Annotated in this window: 14 protein-coding genes; 3 read left to right on the plus strand and 11 right to left on the minus strand. The window is 57.0% G+C overall.

Annotation, left to right across the window (positions count from 1 at the left end):
* Positions 1-209 precede the first annotated feature (209 nt).
* The gene (gene hrpA / locus LCM31_RS01370; protein ID WP_224866918.1) at positions 210-4,124 is read right to left on the minus strand and encodes an ATP-dependent RNA helicase HrpA; all 3,915 of its coding nucleotides are present in this window, start codon (positions 4,122-4,124) and stop codon (positions 210-212) included.
* A gap of 226 nt (positions 4,125-4,350) precedes the next feature.
* Here hrpA and LCM31_RS01375 point away from each other — a divergent pair, with 226 nt between their 5' ends.
* Positions 4,351-5,832, plus strand: coding sequence for a peptide MFS transporter (locus tag LCM31_RS01375; protein ID WP_224866920.1), 1,482 nt, complete (start codon positions 4,351-4,353; stop codon positions 5,830-5,832).
* A gap of 163 nt (positions 5,833-5,995) precedes the next feature.
* Here the strand turns inward: LCM31_RS01375 and LCM31_RS01380 are convergent, their stop codons facing one another.
* The 10 genes from LCM31_RS01380 to dnaX all read right to left on the minus strand — a co-directional run bounded on the left by LCM31_RS01380 (position 5,996) and on the right by dnaX (position 14,852).
* A complete protein-coding gene (locus tag LCM31_RS01380) occupies positions 5,996-7,177 on the minus strand; it encodes a vWA domain-containing protein (protein ID WP_224866922.1) in 1,182 nt (393 codons plus the stop codon).
* 9 nt (positions 7,178-7,186) lie between these two features.
* The gene (locus tag LCM31_RS01385) at positions 7,187-8,032 is read right to left on the minus strand and encodes an AAA family ATPase (protein ID WP_224866924.1); all 846 of its coding nucleotides are present in this window, start codon (positions 8,030-8,032) and stop codon (positions 7,187-7,189) included.
* 150 nt (positions 8,033-8,182) lie between these two features.
* The gene (locus LCM31_RS01390) at positions 8,183-8,863 is read right to left on the minus strand and encodes a YEATS-associated helix-containing protein (protein WP_077401181.1); all 681 of its coding nucleotides are present in this window, start codon (positions 8,861-8,863) and stop codon (positions 8,183-8,185) included.
* A 208-nt stretch (positions 8,864-9,071) separates the two neighbouring features.
* Positions 9,072-9,434 carry a hypothetical protein gene (locus tag LCM31_RS01395; RefSeq protein ID WP_224866925.1) on the minus strand — a complete coding sequence of 121 codons (363 nt, stop codon included), beginning with the start codon at positions 9,432-9,434 and terminating at the stop codon, positions 9,072-9,074.
* Between the two features lie 130 nt (positions 9,435-9,564).
* Positions 9,565-10,017, minus strand: coding sequence for a YcgN family cysteine cluster protein (locus LCM31_RS01400; protein WP_222230152.1), 453 nt, complete (start codon positions 10,015-10,017; stop codon positions 9,565-9,567).
* Positions 10,018-10,047: 30 nt separating this feature from the next.
* A complete protein-coding gene (locus LCM31_RS01405) occupies positions 10,048-10,341 on the minus strand; it encodes a YcgL domain-containing protein (protein WP_224866926.1) in 294 nt (97 codons plus the stop codon).
* Positions 10,338-11,498, minus strand: a complete 1,161-nt coding sequence (rnd, locus tag LCM31_RS01410) for a ribonuclease D (RefSeq protein ID WP_224866927.1) — start codon at positions 11,496-11,498, stop codon at positions 10,338-10,340. Before rnd ends, LCM31_RS01405 begins: the two co-directional genes overlap by 4 nt.
* Entirely contained in the window at positions 11,499-12,122 is a 624-nt protein-coding gene (gene recR / locus LCM31_RS01415; protein ID WP_224866928.1) for a recombination mediator RecR, read from the minus strand.
* Positions 12,123-12,228: 106 nt separating this feature from the next.
* A complete protein-coding gene (locus LCM31_RS01420; RefSeq protein ID WP_077408039.1) occupies positions 12,229-12,576 on the minus strand; it encodes a YbaB/EbfC family nucleoid-associated protein in 348 nt (115 codons plus the stop codon).
* Positions 12,577-12,647: 71 nt separating this feature from the next.
* Positions 12,648-14,852, minus strand: a complete 2,205-nt coding sequence (dnaX, locus tag LCM31_RS01425) for a DNA polymerase III subunit gamma/tau (protein ID WP_224866929.1) — start codon at positions 14,850-14,852, stop codon at positions 12,648-12,650.
* Between the two features lie 352 nt (positions 14,853-15,204).
* Here dnaX and LCM31_RS01430 point away from each other — a divergent pair, with 352 nt between their 5' ends.
* Both LCM31_RS01430 and LCM31_RS01435 read left to right on the plus strand, forming a co-directional pair.
* Positions 15,205-15,735: an RNA polymerase sigma factor gene (locus tag LCM31_RS01430; RefSeq protein ID WP_224866930.1), complete on the plus strand. Its 531-nt coding sequence runs from the start codon at positions 15,205-15,207 to the stop codon at positions 15,733-15,735.
* Positions 15,736-16,158: 423 nt separating this feature from the next.
* Complete coding sequence (locus LCM31_RS01435) at positions 16,159-17,214, plus strand: FecR family protein (protein ID WP_224866931.1); 1,056 nt, start codon at positions 16,159-16,161, stop codon at positions 17,212-17,214.
* Positions 17,215-17,336: the final 122 nt, after the last annotated feature.

The following is a 17,336-nucleotide window of genomic DNA, read 5'->3' on the forward strand; positions in this document are numbered from 1 at the left end:
CTGAAAGTCAGACCAACGGTTCGCAATTCGGGTTCAATACCCGCTGTGCTGGCTTCCAGAACTGTGAACTTGGCCCAATAAACCGCGATTTCCTGAGCGGTTACCCAATAGTCGAGGGGTAACGGCGGTTCTTACACAAAGAGCCAAACTTTTTTTTGTATAACGCTGTCATCCATATTCAGTGCACAAAAGAGTACTTTAGATACTGTTTAACCCTGAATTTCTGACCAGATCTTACGCAATCGTTTGATCGAAACCGGCATCAGGGTTTTCAGGGTTTGCGCAAACAGGGAGACGCGAAATTCCTCCAGCATCCAACGGTACTGCAGTATGCGCGGGTCTCCAGACAGCAACTGCAGGTCGCGCCCGGCGGCATAATCCTCATAGAGCTCGCTGGCCTGCTGGAACTCGCCGCTGAGCTTGCGATCCCGGTTTGAATCCAATGCGGCCTTTTCCAGACGCAGCTCAATCCCCTTCAGGTAGCGGCCGTACTGACGCAGCCACTCGAGCGGCGTATGGAATAGAAAGCCGCGATAGAAAAGCCCACTCAACTGATTGTTGATATCACCCACCGCCATGGCGACGGCTAGGTTTTTCTGTTGTTTGATTTTTTTACGCAGGGGCACCAGCTGCGCCAGTGCTTTGATCAGAAGTTCGCCGATTTCCTGGGCGATGGCGATCAGCTGCTCACGCGTCTCCAGCGCCTGAACAAACTCGCTCTCACTGCGGGGCCAGTTCTCGTCCGCCCAGAAACACTCACGCGCTGCCGCCATCAGAATATCGTCGGCAACCTCTTCGCGACGCCCCAGGTCTGCGGCACTCAACCCCAGCTCTTTGCCCTTGAGCAGTTCCTTGCGCAGATATTTCACCGGTTCCGGCAGGTGCAGTAACGCGAGACGACAGATACCGGCGCGGGTGAAACGTGCCGCTTCGTCCGGGTTATCCAGCAGTTTAAGATCAACGCTATCTTTGTTGGCGATTAGCGCAGGATAAGCGCGCACCTTCAGGCCACCCTGATCCAGCTGGTGGGTATGTGGCAGGTCGCCGAAATCCCAGCGGGTAATTCCCTCGCGCTCGAAATCGTCGCCGGCACTGGCGAGCTCCTGCTGCACACGATCGCGATAACGTGCCTGCAGTTCCGGCAGATCGCGCCCCTGATCCAGCAGGCGGCCGTTTTCATCCAGTACCTGAATATTGAAACGGTAAAAGTCTTCGACACCCTGCTCGGCAGAAGCCCAGGCGTCTTCCGGGAGATCCTGTGCAGTCTGGCGCTTCAGCTCATGGGCCAGTGCTTGCCACAGCGGGGTGTTGTCCGGCTGCATACGCGGCAAGGCTTTATCCACAGCGGCCGGCACCGGCACGAAGTGCTTGCGATATTGCTTGGGCAGGTTTTTAACGAGTGCAATGCATTTATCGCGCAAAATGCCCGGTACCACCCACTGCAGGCGGGACGCAGGCACCTGGTGCAAGGCACCGACCGGTACTTGAATACTCACACCGTCGTCGGCACTGCCCGGCTCGAAGTGATAACTGAGCGGATACTCGATACCACCGCTGGCGAGCGAATCCGGGAACTGCGCCTCGCCCACATGTCCCGCATCCTGCTGCATCATCAGGTCGCGGGGAATAAACAGCAGCTGTGGATCTTTCTGCTCTGCCTGCTTGCGCCACTTTTCAAAGCCCGCCAGATTCACAATATCCGCAGGCACGCGCTCGTCGAAAAAGCGGTACACCACTTCATCATCGACCACGATATCCCGACGACGGGACTTCGCCTCGAGGTCTTCCAGCTCTTCCTGCAGTTGCTTGAAGTGCTGGAAAAACTTGCCCTTGCCGCGATAGCGCTGCTCCACCAAGGCTTCGCGAATAAATACTTCGCGCGAAGTCACCGGGTCGAGTTTGCCATAGTGGATGCGCTGTTTATCTACTAACACCAGCCCGTACAGCGTCACCTTCTCGAACGCCATGACCGCACCGGAGCGCGGATTGTAGTGGGGCTCGAAATAGTTGCGTTTTACCAGGTGCTCAGAGCAGCCCAGCACCCAGTCCGGTTCGATTTTGCCGACGGTGTGCGCAAACAAACGGCTCGTCTCCAGCAATTGCGCAGCCACCAGCCAGCGCGGTGGCTTCTTGAATTGCCCGGACCCGGGGAATACATGAAAGCGGCGGTTGCGGCAGCCAAGGAATTCCTTGTTTTCATCGCGTACACCGATATTGCCGAGCAGCCCCGGCAAGATCGCCTTGTGTACACTGGCGTAGTCCGCGGGCTCCGGGTTCATTTTCAAATCCAGGTCGCGAATGGCCACCCGCAGCTGGTGGTGGATGTCTCGCCATTCGCGCAGCCGCAGCCACGACAGGAAGTTTTTCTGGCACCACTTGCGCAGCTGGTTCTGGCTGAGCTCCTGGCGCTGGACTTCAAAGCCATCCCACAGATTCACCAAGGTGAGAAAGTCGGACTGCTCGTGCAGCCACTGCTTGTGCTTCTCGTCGGAAGCTTGGCGTTTTTCTGCCGGGCGTTCGCGTGGGTCCTGCACGGCAAGCGCACTGACAATGATCAGCAACTCACGCAAGCTTTTGGTGGAGCCGGATTCCAGCAGCATGCGCCCGAGACGCGGGTCCAGCGGCAGGCGCGACAGCGCTCGGCCCATTTTGGTTACCGCGCCTTTGCCATCGACCGCTTGAAGTTCCTGCAGTAGGTTATAGCCATCGTTGATCAGTCGCTGATCCGGCGGATCGACGAATGGGAATTCGCGAATATCGCCGATGCGCAACTGTAGCATCTGCAAAATCACCGCGGCCAGATTTGTGCGCAGGATTTCGGCATCGGTAAATTCCGGCCGCTGCACAAAGTCAGATTCTTCGTACAGGCGAATACAGACACCGGCACTGACCCGGCCACAGCGGCCCGCACGCTGGTTGGCGCTGGCTTGTGAAATAGCCTCCACCGGCAAACGCTGGATTTTGCTGCGATAGCTGTAGCGGCTGATACGCGCGGTACCCGGATCGATCACATAGCGGATACCGGGAACGGTAATCGAGGTTTCTGCCACGTTAGTGGCCAATACAATTCTGCGGCCTTTGTGCGGCGCGAATACCCGACTCTGCTCGGCCAAGCTGAGGCGGGCATACAGTGGTAACACATCAATATGTGGCAACTGCGCGTCACGCAGCGCCTTGGCACACTCTCGAATCTCCCGCTCACCACTCATAAATACCAGAACGTCGCCACCGCGACGGGGCGAGGATTTTTCCTCCTGCAGTAATTCCTCAACGGCTTCAATTACCTGCTGGTTCAGGTCTGCATCGCTATCGGCGGGTGGGCGGTAGTGGATATCCACTGGGTAGGTGCGGCCGGATACTTCGATAATGGGCGCATCATCGAAGTGTCGGGAGAATTTCTCCAGGTCGATAGTCGCAGAAGTAATGATGAGCTTGAGGTCCGGGCGCTTGGGCAGAATGGTTTTCAAATAGCCCAACAGGAAATCAATATTCAGGCTGCGCTCGTGAGCCTCATCAATGATCAGCGTATCGTAATTGTTGAGCAGTGGGTCCCGCTGGATTTCCGCGAGCAGGATGCCGTCGGTCATCAGTTTGATGTGGGTGTGCTCGGTACTCTGGTCGGTAAAACGCACCTGATAGCCCACGGAATCCCCGAGGGACTGACCAAGCTCTTCGGCAATACGATTGGCTACGGTGCGCGCCGCGATTCGCCGGGGCTGGGTGTGACCAATCTGACCGACAATACCGCGCCCCAGTTCGAGGCAGATCTTCGGCAACTGGGTGGTTTTACCGGAGCCGGTTTCACCAGCCACCACCACGACCTGGTTAGCCGCAATCAACTCGGCAATTTCTTCGCGGCGCGCCACCACCGGCAGCCCTTCGGGCCACTCGACCTTGGGCAACTTCTGTTTGCGCGCCTCTACCAAAGCCACCGACTCCGCCAACTGCCCCTGCAGTTGCGCCAGCATCCGGTCCGCAGGCTTGCCCTCTTTCAGGCGCCGCCGCGCATTGTTGAGGCTGCGCTTCAGGCGATAGCGGTCGCGCCCCATGCACTGCGGTAGCAACTGCGCGCACTGCTGGATAACGGATTCGGGGCTGGGTTGGTTTTGGGGTTCGGAACTCATGAAACGGCTTATTAGAGTGACTGTTTGTTCAGGCCCTGAGGGCGGCCCGACTGGCGAGCGGGACATTATACCCCGTGGATACCCGCTGGGGACTCCCACAGCCTCTCCCTAGAATTGCGCCCGCTGTACCTGTCCTATACTCAAGCGAAAGGCGCGTATTACCACCGCGCACAATCACTGTGCAGACAAGCTCGCCGCGCACCAGCGGCCACTTCGAGGAGCCTCCATGCAAGACCTCAAGCCGAGACCCCCAGCCAGTGCCGGGGAGATGATGGGACACCCCAAGGGGTTATACCTTCTGTTTGGCACCGAGATGTGGGAACGCCTCAGCTACTACGGCATGCGTGGCATCTTCGTGTTTTACCTGACTTCGGCGACCACGGCGGCCGTATTCGGCTGGGAAGCGCTGTCTCAGTCAGAGTTGCAGTCCAAGGCACTCAGCTATTTGGGCTGGTACGCAATGCTGGTGTACCTGACCCCCATCATTGGCGGCTGGATGGCCGACAACATATGGGGCCAGCGACGCTGCATTATGTTTGGCGGTGTGCTGATGATGCTCGGGCAGTTTGCGCTGGGCTTCCCCCACAGCTGGCTGCCGGACGGTACCGAGATCTATATGCTGTGGCTCGGCCTGGCGCTGATGATCGTCGGCAACGGCTTCTTCAAGCCCAACATTTCCACCATGGTCGGCGACCTCTACGAGGAAGGCGACAAGCGCCGGGATACCGCATTCACAATCTTCTACATGGGGATCAACCTGGGTTCCATCCTGGGCTATCTTGTCATCGGCTGGATCGGCGAGAAAGTGGATTACCAATTGGCTTTCTTCTGCGCCGGCCTCGGCATGCTACTGGGCCTGATCCTGCAGGCTACCCAGTCGGATAAACTCCTCGGCGAAATTGGCAACCAGCCCTCTGCCAAGCTGGGTCTGAAGCCAAACCTGGACGACGAAGAGAAGAAGCGCCCACTTACCCCGGAGGAGCGCGACCGCATCAAGGTAATCCTGATTCTGGGCCTGTTCACGGTAATTTTCTGGGCTGGTTTTGAACAGGCGGCGGGATCCATGAACCTGTTCGCCAAATACAACACCGACCTGCACATTTTCGGTTTCGAAATTCCCGCCAGTTGGCTGCAGATGGTAAACCCGCTGTTTATCATCATCCTTGCGCCGGTGGTGGCGAGTATCTGGGTGGGGCTCGGATCCCGCGAACCTTCTTCGCCTGCGAAATTCAGTCTCGGTCTTATTTTCCTCGGCCTCGGCTTCATTTCCATGGTCGGTGCGGCACTGCAGATTGGCGATTCAGAAACCGCCAAGGCGAGCCCATGGTGGCTGGTGGTGGCCTACATCTGCCACACCATTGGCGAGCTGTGCCTGTCGCCCATCGGGCTATCCATGGTGACGAAACTGTCACCACTGCGCTACCTGAGTTTGATGATGGGCTTGTGGTTTGCCTTTATCGGGATTGCCAACAAGGGTGCGGCGGAGATCGGTAAGCTGGTTGGTGAAACCGGCCCGCTGGCAACCTTTGGTGGTGTGGCGATTGCGGCGATTACTGCCGGGATTATTCTGTTCTTTATCCGCGAAAAGTTAGTGGACTGGATGCACGGCGCGGAAGAAGAGCACACGAAAGTAAACGAAACCACCAAAGAAGAAATAGGCATTACTGCGGATCACGATGTGGCGCCGCAGAAAAAGTTTGGTGAGTAGATAGATAAAGTCGACGAGAAGGCAAGGTGCCGGGTTCGGGTTTTCAGGAGCGTCGGCGACAGGGACGTCGCCGACGCAGCGTACATGGATGTATTCACAGCGGTCCTGAAAACCCGCACCCGGCGTCTTGCCGCCACACCAGAAGTTCAAGACTCCAATTGCCTCAGCGCCCTTTCACCAGATAAGCAATCGCCCTATCCAAACCCTCAATGGTCATCGGATACATCTGGCCGTTAACCAGTTTCTGAGTCATACCGGTACTGGCAGTGTACTGCCAGTACTCTTCATCGGTGGGGTTGAGCCATACAAGTTTTTCGTAGGTGTCGGTGACCCGCTGCATCCAGGCCGCACCGGGCTCCTCGTTCATATGCTCAACGCTGCCGTAACGACTGGTGATCTCATAGGGCGCCATCGCCGCGTCACCCACAAAAATCACTTTGTAGTCCTTGCCGTAAGTGCGCAACACTTCCACCAACGGCGTGGATTCTGAATAGCGGCGCTGGTTGTCTTTCCACACATGCTCGTACACAAAATTGTGGAAATAAAAATATTCCAGATGCTTGAACTCACTGCGGCAGGCCGAAAAAAGCTCTTCACACTGTTTGACGTAGGGATCCATAGAACCACCCACATCAAAAAAAATCAGCACCTTTACCGCATTGTGGCGCTCGGGCACCATCTGGATATCCAGTAAGCCAGCATTGCGGGCGGTTGAGCTAATGGTGCTGTCCAGGTCCAGTTCTTCCGCGGCACCACTGCGGGCGAACTTGCGCAGCTTGCGCAACGCCACCTGAATATTGCGTGTGCCCAGGCTGACGCTGTCATCCAGATTGCGGAACTGGCGTTTTTCCCACACTTTGGAGGCGGACTTATTACGACTCTGGCCACCCACGCGAATACCACCCGGGTGATAGCCGCTATTGCCAAAAGGACTGGTACCGCCGGTGCCGATCCACTTATTGCCGCCACTATGCCGTTTTTTCTGTTCTTCGAGACGCTTCTTAAATTCTTCCAGCATCTTCTCGAGCCCACCCATGGACTCGATTTTGGCCTTTTCCTCGTCGGTAAGCTGCTTCATAAACTCCGCCCGTAGCCAGTCTTCCGGAATCATCTGCTCCAGAATATCGTCGAGAGACTCCAGATCTTTGAAGTAGGCGGCAAAGGCACGGTCAAATTTGTCAAAGTGCTTTTCGTCTTTTATCAGGCAGGTACGAGAAAGAAAATAGAAGTCATCGAGGTTGGCATACACCAGACGCTGCTGGAGCGCTTCGAGTAGCGATAGCAGCTCAGTGATGGACACCGGGAGCTGGTGGCGACGAAGATTTAAAAAGAATCCGATGAGCATGGTTGCGGTCTAGCGCCCTTCGCGGCGTGCCATAAATGCCAGTCGTTCAAGCATATGCACGTCCTGCTCGTTCTTCAGCAGCGCGCCATACAACGGCGGAATTGCCGAGCTGCCATCGCGGTTTTTCAGTACGTCTTCTGAAATATCGTCGGCCATCAACAGCTTCAGCCAGTCGATCAGCTCGGAAGTGGAAGGCTTTTTCTTCAGGCCCGGTACGTCGCGAATCTGGAAGAATACATCCATTGCCTCGGCAACCAACTGCTGTTTGATATCCGGATAGTGCACATCCACGATTCTTTGCATGGTCGCGCGATCGGGGAAGCTGATGTAGTGGAAAAAGCAACGGCGCAGGAATGCATCCGGCAGTTCTTTTTCATTGTTGGAGGTAATAATGACGATCGGGCGGTGCTTGGCGGTGATCGTCTCACCGGTTTCGTATACAAAGAACTGCATACGGTCGATTTCTACCAGCAGGTCGTTGGGGAATTCGATATCCGCTTTATCGATTTCATCAATCAGCAGAACCACCCGCTCGTCAGCCTCAAAGGCCTCCCACAGCTTGCCCTTCTTGATGTAGTTGCCAATATCGTGCACCCGGTCCACGCCCAGCTGGGAGTCCCGCAGGCGCGATACCGCGTCGTATTCATACAAACCCTGCTGCGCCTTGGTGGTGGACTTGATGTGCCACTGAATCAGCTTGAGGCCCAGGCTGCTGGCCACCTCTTCCGCCAGCAGGGTCTTACCGGTGCCTGGCTCGCCCTTGATCAGCAGCGGGCGCTGCAGGGTTACCGCCGCATCGACCGCCATCTGCAGATCGTCTGTAGCCACATAGTTATCGGTACCGGTGAATTTCATGTGTACTCCGAAAGCCTGAGAATCGAAAGTATCCATGGTAAAGGAAGCCCACAGGGGGCCAAAGGCGGAATCGGTCAGAATGGATGACAGCAGCGGCCGCGCCCGGGCAAAGCGCGACCATAGATCGAGACTTGGTCACAAATGACGAATTCAGGCAGCCTCGGTGCGGCGCCGGCGCACCACTTGGCGCCCCTTGTCGGTGATATACCAGCGAATACCCAGGTGGCTATGGATCTTGCCCACCATTTCCAGCACCAGCAGGCTGTTCAGGGCCCGCGCCACGGAATTGGTCTCCATATTGCCCTCCTGCACCATACCCGCCAGCGAACGGAATACGCACTCGCCGCTGTTGAGCAGGTTCAGCACGTGCAGCGCATTGTCGTCGAGCTTGCGAATCTGGTTGAAATCCAGGGTCGGCCCCTGATCCGGGTCTCCTTCGATTTCATGCTCCAGCAGCGGCATGATTTCCAGCTGCATGGCACGGATTTCCTGCTCGAGGTTTTCCACGCGGGCACGGGCAATACTGGCATCGCGCAGCTGACGTCGCGCGGCATTGAACACAAACATGCGCGAAGCGATGGCAGCAAGTAGGCAATAACCGGTAAAAATCAGCAGGCGGGAGGGGTCACCCTGAATTTCGATCAGCAGGTCGCTCTGGGTGAATTTCAGGAAGATCGGTACCATTAATGCGCCGCATAGCCCCATGATCAGGCAGCGTGCCAGGCCCGCAGGATCCTCCTCTGTGAACAACATCTGGTAGTAATTGACCAGACCCCCGAGGATTCCGGAGACCAGCATAACGGCGGTCAATATAAGGAGGTGATCGAGCATCCCTGTCCCTTCATTCCATGCACAGTAAACGCCGCGACAGGCACTTCTTGTGATTGTTAAGAACGTTTTGATTAGCTGTTTTACGACGGGCTTTAGTAGATATAGCAGCTAGCAGCGGGGACGGCTCAGACGAACCAAAGGGAAAAAGGAACTTGGCGCCAGTAACCACCTATGTCGCGGACTGGCGCACGCATTTGGATATACGACGTCAGTACTGGTCACTTTCCGTCATCGGGCGATCTTTGCGACGACGCAACACCAGCTTGATGATCCCGACAATCAGCATCACGGAGAAAGCACCGGCGGCGGCAAAAACCAGGCTGGCGGAAACTTCCGGCGTGGCGCCCTCTTCCTCAAACAGGGTCTGATACACAAACAGCGGCAATATTGGCACCAGCGGGCCATCGGCCATTGCACCGCGGGCGGGCACCAGCAGCACGGTTGCCGCTTCCAGCAAAATCAGATTGCGCACCCAAGACCACCCCCAGTTACGCATAAACCACCAGCCTGCGGCCAGCAGAACAATCACCCCAGCGGTATACACGGCCCAGGCTAACTTAAACTCTTCCACTATTTCTCTGCTCTTTTTATTGCTTCCAACACGTTGTGCCCAGAACCAAGTTTATCCAGTTACAGACACACGCTAAAAATCTTTCATCGCACGACTCGCCCGATGCATATCCGGCCTATTCATCACCGACCTATTCATCACCGACCCAGGTAACGATATATTCCTCGTAGTCTTCCACATCTACATCGGTTTCGCTGATGACTTTGTCACGCACCGAGATACCCGCACGATGTACCGACTCGGGATCACCGGAAACCAGTGGGTGCCACTCGGGCAAATCGCCCCCAGCAGCGAGAATCCGGTAGGCGCAGGTTGCAGGCAACCAGGTAAAGTCCACCGCGCGCTGCGGTGTCAACTGAGTGCAACCCGGCACCTGTTGCATGCGGTTAGGATAATCGGTGCAACGACAACTGTGGCTATCCAACAACTTGCAGGATACACAGGTCGTGGCAACTTCTCCGGTCTCTTCATCCTGCAACCGATGAAGGCAGCAGCGCCCGCAACCATCGCACAACGACTCCCACTCGGCGTCGGTCATTTCCGCCAGGGACTTTCGTTGCCAGAACGGCCGCTGACTTACCACAATCGCTACCTCGCCACCGTTAAAAAATAATCAGCCGCGAGACAGCTTGCTGTTTTGCGCAGCAATCGCCCGCATTTCATCGTCCACCACCGGCGGCATTTGCAGATAGAAGCCCTGCGCCTGCAACTGCTTGATTACAGTCTCTGCTTCAGCACGCGCCAGGGTGCGTTCCGGGGTCAATATTAAGGTGGTGACATGTACCGGCTCGCCGAACAGTTCCTGCAGCTTATCGGGTACACGCGCCAGCCCCTCCTGCTTTTGCACATACAGATACATTTCCTGTTCCCGCGGGCTGCGGTAAATATCACACAGGAGCTTACTCATACTTTTAACTCTTTCAATTCTTGCAGTAGTGGTTCGCCTACTACCGCGCGGCGCCAACCTACGAGGCGCCCTTCCAATGTTGGCTGCTGGGCCTGTACCAGTACTTCCAGTTCTTTTTTACGCACCAAAATTTCGGGTGGCAGCCCCGCCATTTCCGCCAGCTCGGTAACCTTTTTACGCAGCAGCTTCAGGACTTCACCCTGCTCGCGGTTGAGAGGCTGCGGCAGTCGAGCAGGAAGGTCCTCGCGTTCGGCCGCACCAGCAATGATTTCCAGCAATTTCTCGCCATAACGCCGCAAGGTCTTTCCTTCGAGCCCCGGTTGCGCCAGCGTCGCCAGGTACTTGGGCATATGCTGGGCGAGTGCCATGCACACATTTTCTTTGATCAGGTGGTTGCGCGGCATATCTCTCACGCGCGCTTCACGCTCACGCCAGGCACAAAGGTCCTGCAGTACTGCAAGCTGGTTCTGGCGCAGCCGCCAGGCACCCTTTACCTTGCAGTAGTAAAGTTCAGGAGACTCAGGCTGGCGCGCCGCGGCTACCATGGCCGTGCAATCTTCCCAAAGCCAATCGATACGTTCCTGCTCGCGCAAGCGTTTTACCAATATGCCGTACACCAGCGGCAACCAGGCCACATCCAGTGCGGCATAGTTTTTTTGCGAATCGCTGAGCGGGCGCTGCAGCCAGTCGGAGCGGGTTTCACTTTTCGGCAAATCGATCTGCAGCAGCTGGCTAACGGTTGCTGCATACCCCAACCCCGCGCCCATACCGCTGATTGCCGCGGCGATTTGGGTATCAAAAATCGGATCGGGTATAACACCGAGCAAGCGTTCCAGTGTTTCCAGATCCTCACTGCAGGAGTGCATGATTTTGATCACGCGTGTGTCTTGCAGTAGTTCTTTCAAAGGTTCCAGATTGGAAATGGCAAGGTTATCGATCAGGTAACAGTGTTTACCGTCGCCCACCTGCACCAGCGCCGGCTGTGGATAAAAAGTGCGGCTGCGCATGAACTCGGTATCCAGCGCAATAGCACTCTGGGTGCGCCAGCGCGCGCACAATTCCGCCAACTGCTCGTCGCTGTCAATCCAGATCGGAGTGACATCAACCAGCTGCTTATTTTCCGCAGTGAATGATTCAGCGTTAAATAAATCCGCCATTTACAGCACCGTCCGACTGTTGAAGGCGTGCGCCAGAGTGCCGCCATCGATGTATTCCAGCTCACCACCAATGGGAACACCGTGGGCGATGCGACTGACCGCCACCTCTTTGGACCGCGCACGCTCCGCAATAAATTGCGCGGTGGCCTCGCCTTCCACGGTTGGGTTAGTGGCAATAATCAGTTCGCGAATCTTCGGTTGCTCCGCGCCCTCGTCAGTGCTTTGCTTTTCGCTCAGGCGTTCGCCGAGTACATCCAAGCCAATATCCGCAGGACCGACGCCATCAATGGGCGACAGGTGACCGTGCAATACAAAGTACAGGCCGTGATAGTTGCCCGCCTGCTCAATGGCCAGTACATCCGCCGGTGTTTCCACCACACACAGCAGCGAGTGATCGCGGCGTGTGTTGTTGCACAGGGCACAAATTTCCTGCTCGGTCAGGGTGCGACAACGGCTGCAGCGGCCGACTTTCTCGACCGCCTGCTGTAACGAACTGGCGAGCAGACCCGCCGCATCGCGGTCTTTTTCCAGCAGATACATAGCCATGCGCTGAGCGGACTTGGGTCCAACCCCGGGCAGGCAGCGTAGTGCGCGAATCAGGTCTTCAATCAGGGGACTGAACATATTTCTTGTTTAAACGTAAAAAGGGCCCACGCTGGGCCCCGCAAAAATTTGGGAAAACGAAAACCGGTGTTAAATACTTGGCCAGATATGTGGTCAACCTGCGCAATCAGCCAAATGGAAACTTGAAACCTTCCGGCAGATTCATGCCCGCACCGAGGTTACCCATCTGCTCTTTCTGCACCTTCTGCACCGCTTCTTCAACACGACGAACGGTATCGTTCACCGCCGCCGCCAGCAGGTCTTCGAGCATTTCCTTGTCTTCGCTCATCAGGCTGGCATCGATATTCACATCCACCACATCGTGGCGGCCGTTCATGGTCACCTTGATCATGCCGGCTCCGGACTCCCCGGTTACCCGCAGGTCGCCCAGCTCTTTCTGCATCTTTTCCATGCGCTCCTGCATGTCGGCCTGCATTTTCTGCGCCTGCTGCATTAAATCGCCGAAACCTTTCATCATGGCAATTACCTATTTTCCATTTACTTCATTAATTCGTTTCTAACCCGGTCACTTTTGCCGAGCTGTATTTAACCCAGAAATTCGACCGAGTCTGGCACCAGCTGTGCGCCCAGCTCCGATTGCAACTCCTGCACCAGCGGGTCCTGATTCAGCGAGTCGCGCGCAGATAACAGCTGCGCTTCTTTGGTTGCCGCAATCAATTGGGCGGGGGTGCCGCCGTACACATCGCCTACCTGAATCTGCACGGTGACTGGCTGACCGAAAAAGTCACCCAGCACGTCCGCGAGGCGGCGCTGATGCCCCTCGTCGTACAAACTGCTGCGAGTCTGGTCCAGGGTAAAGGACAGTATATTGTCCTGCCTTCCCAGTAACTCCAGGTTGGCGGCAATGGAGTGCAGGATACCGGTCACTCCCATTTGCGGGTACATGGCGGGCCAACTACCGGGAGTCAGAGCCTCCAGGCGTGCAGCGGGCGTCTGCGCCTGTTGCGAGGCTTGCTGCTCAGGCACACCTGCAGTTGCCGCCGGGGCCGGGGTCTCTGACTGCACAACTTGCTGGGGCGGCACGGATTGCACCTCCGCTACCTGCTGACGCAGTCGCTCACGCATTGCCGTGCGCTCATCCGGCGCTGCTTCCGGCTGCACTGCCTGAGTCGCTGCGGCAATCGGTTGCTCGGCCACCTGCTCGGCCACAACGGCTTCTGACACATTGGACTGAGCTGGCAGTTCGGCTACAGCCTGGTTGATCGGTGGCTGCGACACCTGCACCGCCGGCTCGGGTGCCGGTTGGTGCGCAGGTTCGGTTACCGGCGCACTCGTCTGAGGCTCCGGGGTGAATTCAGGGGCGGGCTTTTTTCCCGCATCATTCACTACCTCCTCGGAACCAGATGCCGACTGGAGCTCCACGTCCCAGGGGGGAGCTTCATCCACCGGGGGCTGCGCAGTGGGCGCTTTGGCTGCAGGCTCAAAGGGTTGTGGTGAAGTCGCAGGCGCTTCTGGTTGTGATTGCGCAACGGGCGGCATCTGCTCTGCCACCGGTGGTTGCTGAGAAGGTTGCGGCGCTGGCTCTGCGGGCGCTTCCTGAGCCGGAACCACGGACTGTGGCGAAGGCTGGGCCGAAGTCTGCTGGGGTGCCGGTTGCGCACTGGCCCCTGCACCTGCAAGCGGAGCGGTTGGGATATGGGCAACGCCCTGCGGTTTGAATGCGAGCATTCGCAGCAGCGCCATTTCAAAGCCACCGCGCGGGTCCGGCGCCATCGGCAGGTCCCGGCGTGCGAGCAATGCCATCTGATAAAACAACTGCACATTTTCGCCGGCCATGGCCGCCGCGTGATGCTGCAGCAACTCGGCATCGCCAAGGGCGTTGTCGATGGATTCCGGCAGCACCTGGGCAATGGCAATACGGTGCAGAATAGAGGCCAGCTCAGCCAGCGCTGCGCTGTAATCCGGTGCCTGTTCGGAAAGCTCGCTCACGGTATCGAACAATGCGGACGGGTTTTCATCGGACAGCGCCTGCACCAGTTTCCAAACCAGGGTGCTGTCGAGGGTGCCGAGCATGGCTCGCACTTCTGCTTCACTGATCTTGCCGCCGCCGAAGGCAATGGCCTGATCGGTCAGGCTCATGGCGTCGCGCATACTGCCATCGGCCGCCCGGCCCAGATGCCAAAGGGCCTGCTCTTCAAACGGCACCAGCTCTTTTTCCAGTACGAAGCGCAGGTGCTCAACCACCCGCTCCGGGCTCATATTCTTGAGGTTGAACTGCAAACAACGCGATAGCACCGTCACCGGCAGTTTCTGCGGGTCGGTGGTGGCGAGCAGAAATTTAACGTGGGGAGGTGGCTCTTCCAGGGTTTTCAGCAGTGCGTTAAACGAGCTGTTGGACAACATGTGCACCTCATCGATCAGGTACACCTTGTAGCGGCCCCGGGTCGGTGCGTATTGCACATTCTCCAGAAGCTCGCGGGTGTCCTCGACCTTGGTGCGGGAGGCGGCATCCACCTCAATCAGGTCGACAAAGCGTCCGTCGGCGATTTCGGTACATACGGAACACTGACCACAGGGCTCGGAGCTCACGCCCGTTTCGCAGTTCAGGCACTTGGCAAGAATTCGCGCAATGGTGGTCTTGCCCACCCCACGAGTACCGGCAAATAGGTAGGCGTGATGCAGGCGGTTGTTGTCGAGGGCATTGATCAGCGCCTGAAGCACGTGCTCCTGCCCGACCATTTCCCGAAACAGCCGCGGCCGCCATTTGCGTGCCAGTACTTGGTAACTCATTCGCTCTCCGCCGTGGCCCCAGTCGACATGGGCGCCACCTTTAGTCGATATCTGCCGACTGATCCGAGGTACCCCCGGCCTAGCTGGCATTGAAATTTGAGAAGTGCGCCATTATACCGGCATCGACGCGCAGGAATAGGCATGTGCCTGCGGTCACTGGATTTATCGACCTGACGTGCGTGCAGGCTGTTCAATCGACTGCTGGACGCACCAAAAAGAACCACTTTGATAAACTCAGTCACTTTATCTTGCCAAAACGACCACTCGTCGATCGTTATCCAGCTGTGTTATAACTGACGCGGTTGGCCTTATAACAATCATAACGAGCGCGATACGGGGAATCCGTCCACCAATGAGCAAAGCCCGGAAGACACTTCTGGAATCTCTTTTTGCCGATCACGGCCAGGCGCTGGTGCGCTTTGTCACGCGTATTGTGCGAAGTACCGAAGATGCCGAGGATATTGCCCAGAACGCCTACTTGCGACTGCAGAAGCTCAGCGACGAGAAAGACCTCGACAACCCCCGGGCCTACCTCTTCCAGATCGCCAACAACCTGGCCGTGGACCAGCTGCGCCGCGGCAAACTGCATATCGACTATGTAAGCCAGCAATTGCCCCCCGAGGGCTCCACCCCCACCGATGACGAGTACGGTTTTGACCAGTCGCCGGAACGGGTGCTGGCAGCAAGACAGCAATTACAGGCGATCCACCAGGCCATGGACAGCCTGCCACTCAAATGTCGCCAGGCATTCCTGCTGCACCGCAATCGCGGCCTGTCCTACTCGGACATTGCCCAGGAAATGAACATCTCGGTCAGCAGTGTAGAGAAGTACATTCTGCAAGCGCTGAAAGTCTGTCGACAGAAGACCGGCGGAATACGCTGAGACTGTCGCCACACGCCCCGCTCCCGCACCTTATCCACTCATCGCACCTAGCCCCTCCACTAATCGCACATTGGTTGCGACTTGGTCTACCTTTGAACAAGCTTGGCGCATGGCATGCAATAACGCACCGCCGTGCAGCAAAAACATAAAAAAGTATTGAGGGCAAGGGGCTGTAGTCCGTCTTACTGGTATACACGGGCATCCATGTGAAAAAGAACGGATCATTCGTTCAAAATATGCTAAATTTTGCGGCGTTTTATCGTAAAAATTGCGCAGAACGAACAGGCACGTTGCTTTGGGCGCCAAACTTTAGCACCAAATTGGTGCGGCGAGACGGAAATGGAACTTGTTAGTCACCATTTGCTCAAAAGACAACTCTGACAGACAGCCCGATTCATAGATCGGGGAAAAGGTATTAGTGCGGTGAACCTCCAGGAAGTACAAAAAGGACCAACGGAAGATCAGCTCGATCAGGCTTGCGCCTGGATCGCGCGTTTGCGTTCCGATTCGATCAGCGATGCTGATCGCCGTGCCTTTGCCAGCTGGATGTCCGATGATTCCGCCAACCGTCAGGCCTTTGATGAAATGGCTGAGCTGTGGGGCGATCTCGGCGCCTTTTCACACATGCCACTGAATGAGCTCTATCCGGAGAGTGTGCCGACCAATCAGTCCGCCGCCGCAAACACGCAATCCTCTCGCACGTCAGCCTCTGCCTCTACGAGCGGCTGGAACCTGCCCCAATGGTTACTTGGTGGTGGCGCAGTGGCCGCCTGCCTGACCGTTGCACTCTGGGTGGGCAATCAGTGGCTGCAGCAGGCCCCGGCATCGCAACAGGTTTACGCAACTGCCGTAGGTGAGACGCGTACCGTTTCACTGGCGGATGGCTCGCAAGTGCAACTGAATACAAACTCTGAACTGGTGGTCACTTTCAGTCGCGATGAGCGCCGCACCCAGCTGCTGCGCGGCGAGGCTTATTTCGACGTTGCACGCCAGACCGCCAGACCGTTCACGGTCGCCGCCGGCGAGGCCAACATTCGCGTACTCGGCACCCAATTCAATGTTGAGCGCAACCGCAGCAACACCCGGGTATCCGTGACTGGTGGTGTGGTAGCGGTGAGTGAATCCCGTACTGCCAGCGGCCTGCAGCCCGAAACGGTAAAATTGACCCGTAATCAAAAGGTCAGCGTATCCGGTAGCGGCCTCTCCGATGTCAGCCGCACCTCGGCCAATGAAGCGCTGGACTGGACCCGTGGACAGCTGGTTTTCGACCGCACCCCACTGAATGAAGCACTGGAAGAATTGAACCGCTACCTGGACGTGCCCGCAGCGGCAGCGGCCAATGTGGGTGACCGCACCCTGTCCGGGACCTTCGAGCTCGCCGACCCGGAGAGCACCCTATCTGCGATTGCGACCGCCCTGGACCTCGACCAGGACCAGAGCAATCCCAACCTGACTCTCTTGTCTCCCAAGCCTAAGTAAGATATAAATCCCGCCCTGGTGATCGTACTTTTTTTAGCCATAAGCTAAACGATCGCCCATTTACGACATCAACTAAAACATAAGCTGTGTTTTCTGGTCGCCGATCGCGCCGGATACGGGCG

The sequence above is a fragment of the Microbulbifer agarilyticus genome (assembly GCF_020171345.1).
Classification (GTDB): domain Bacteria; phylum Pseudomonadota; class Gammaproteobacteria; order Pseudomonadales; family Cellvibrionaceae; genus Microbulbifer; species Microbulbifer agarilyticus_D.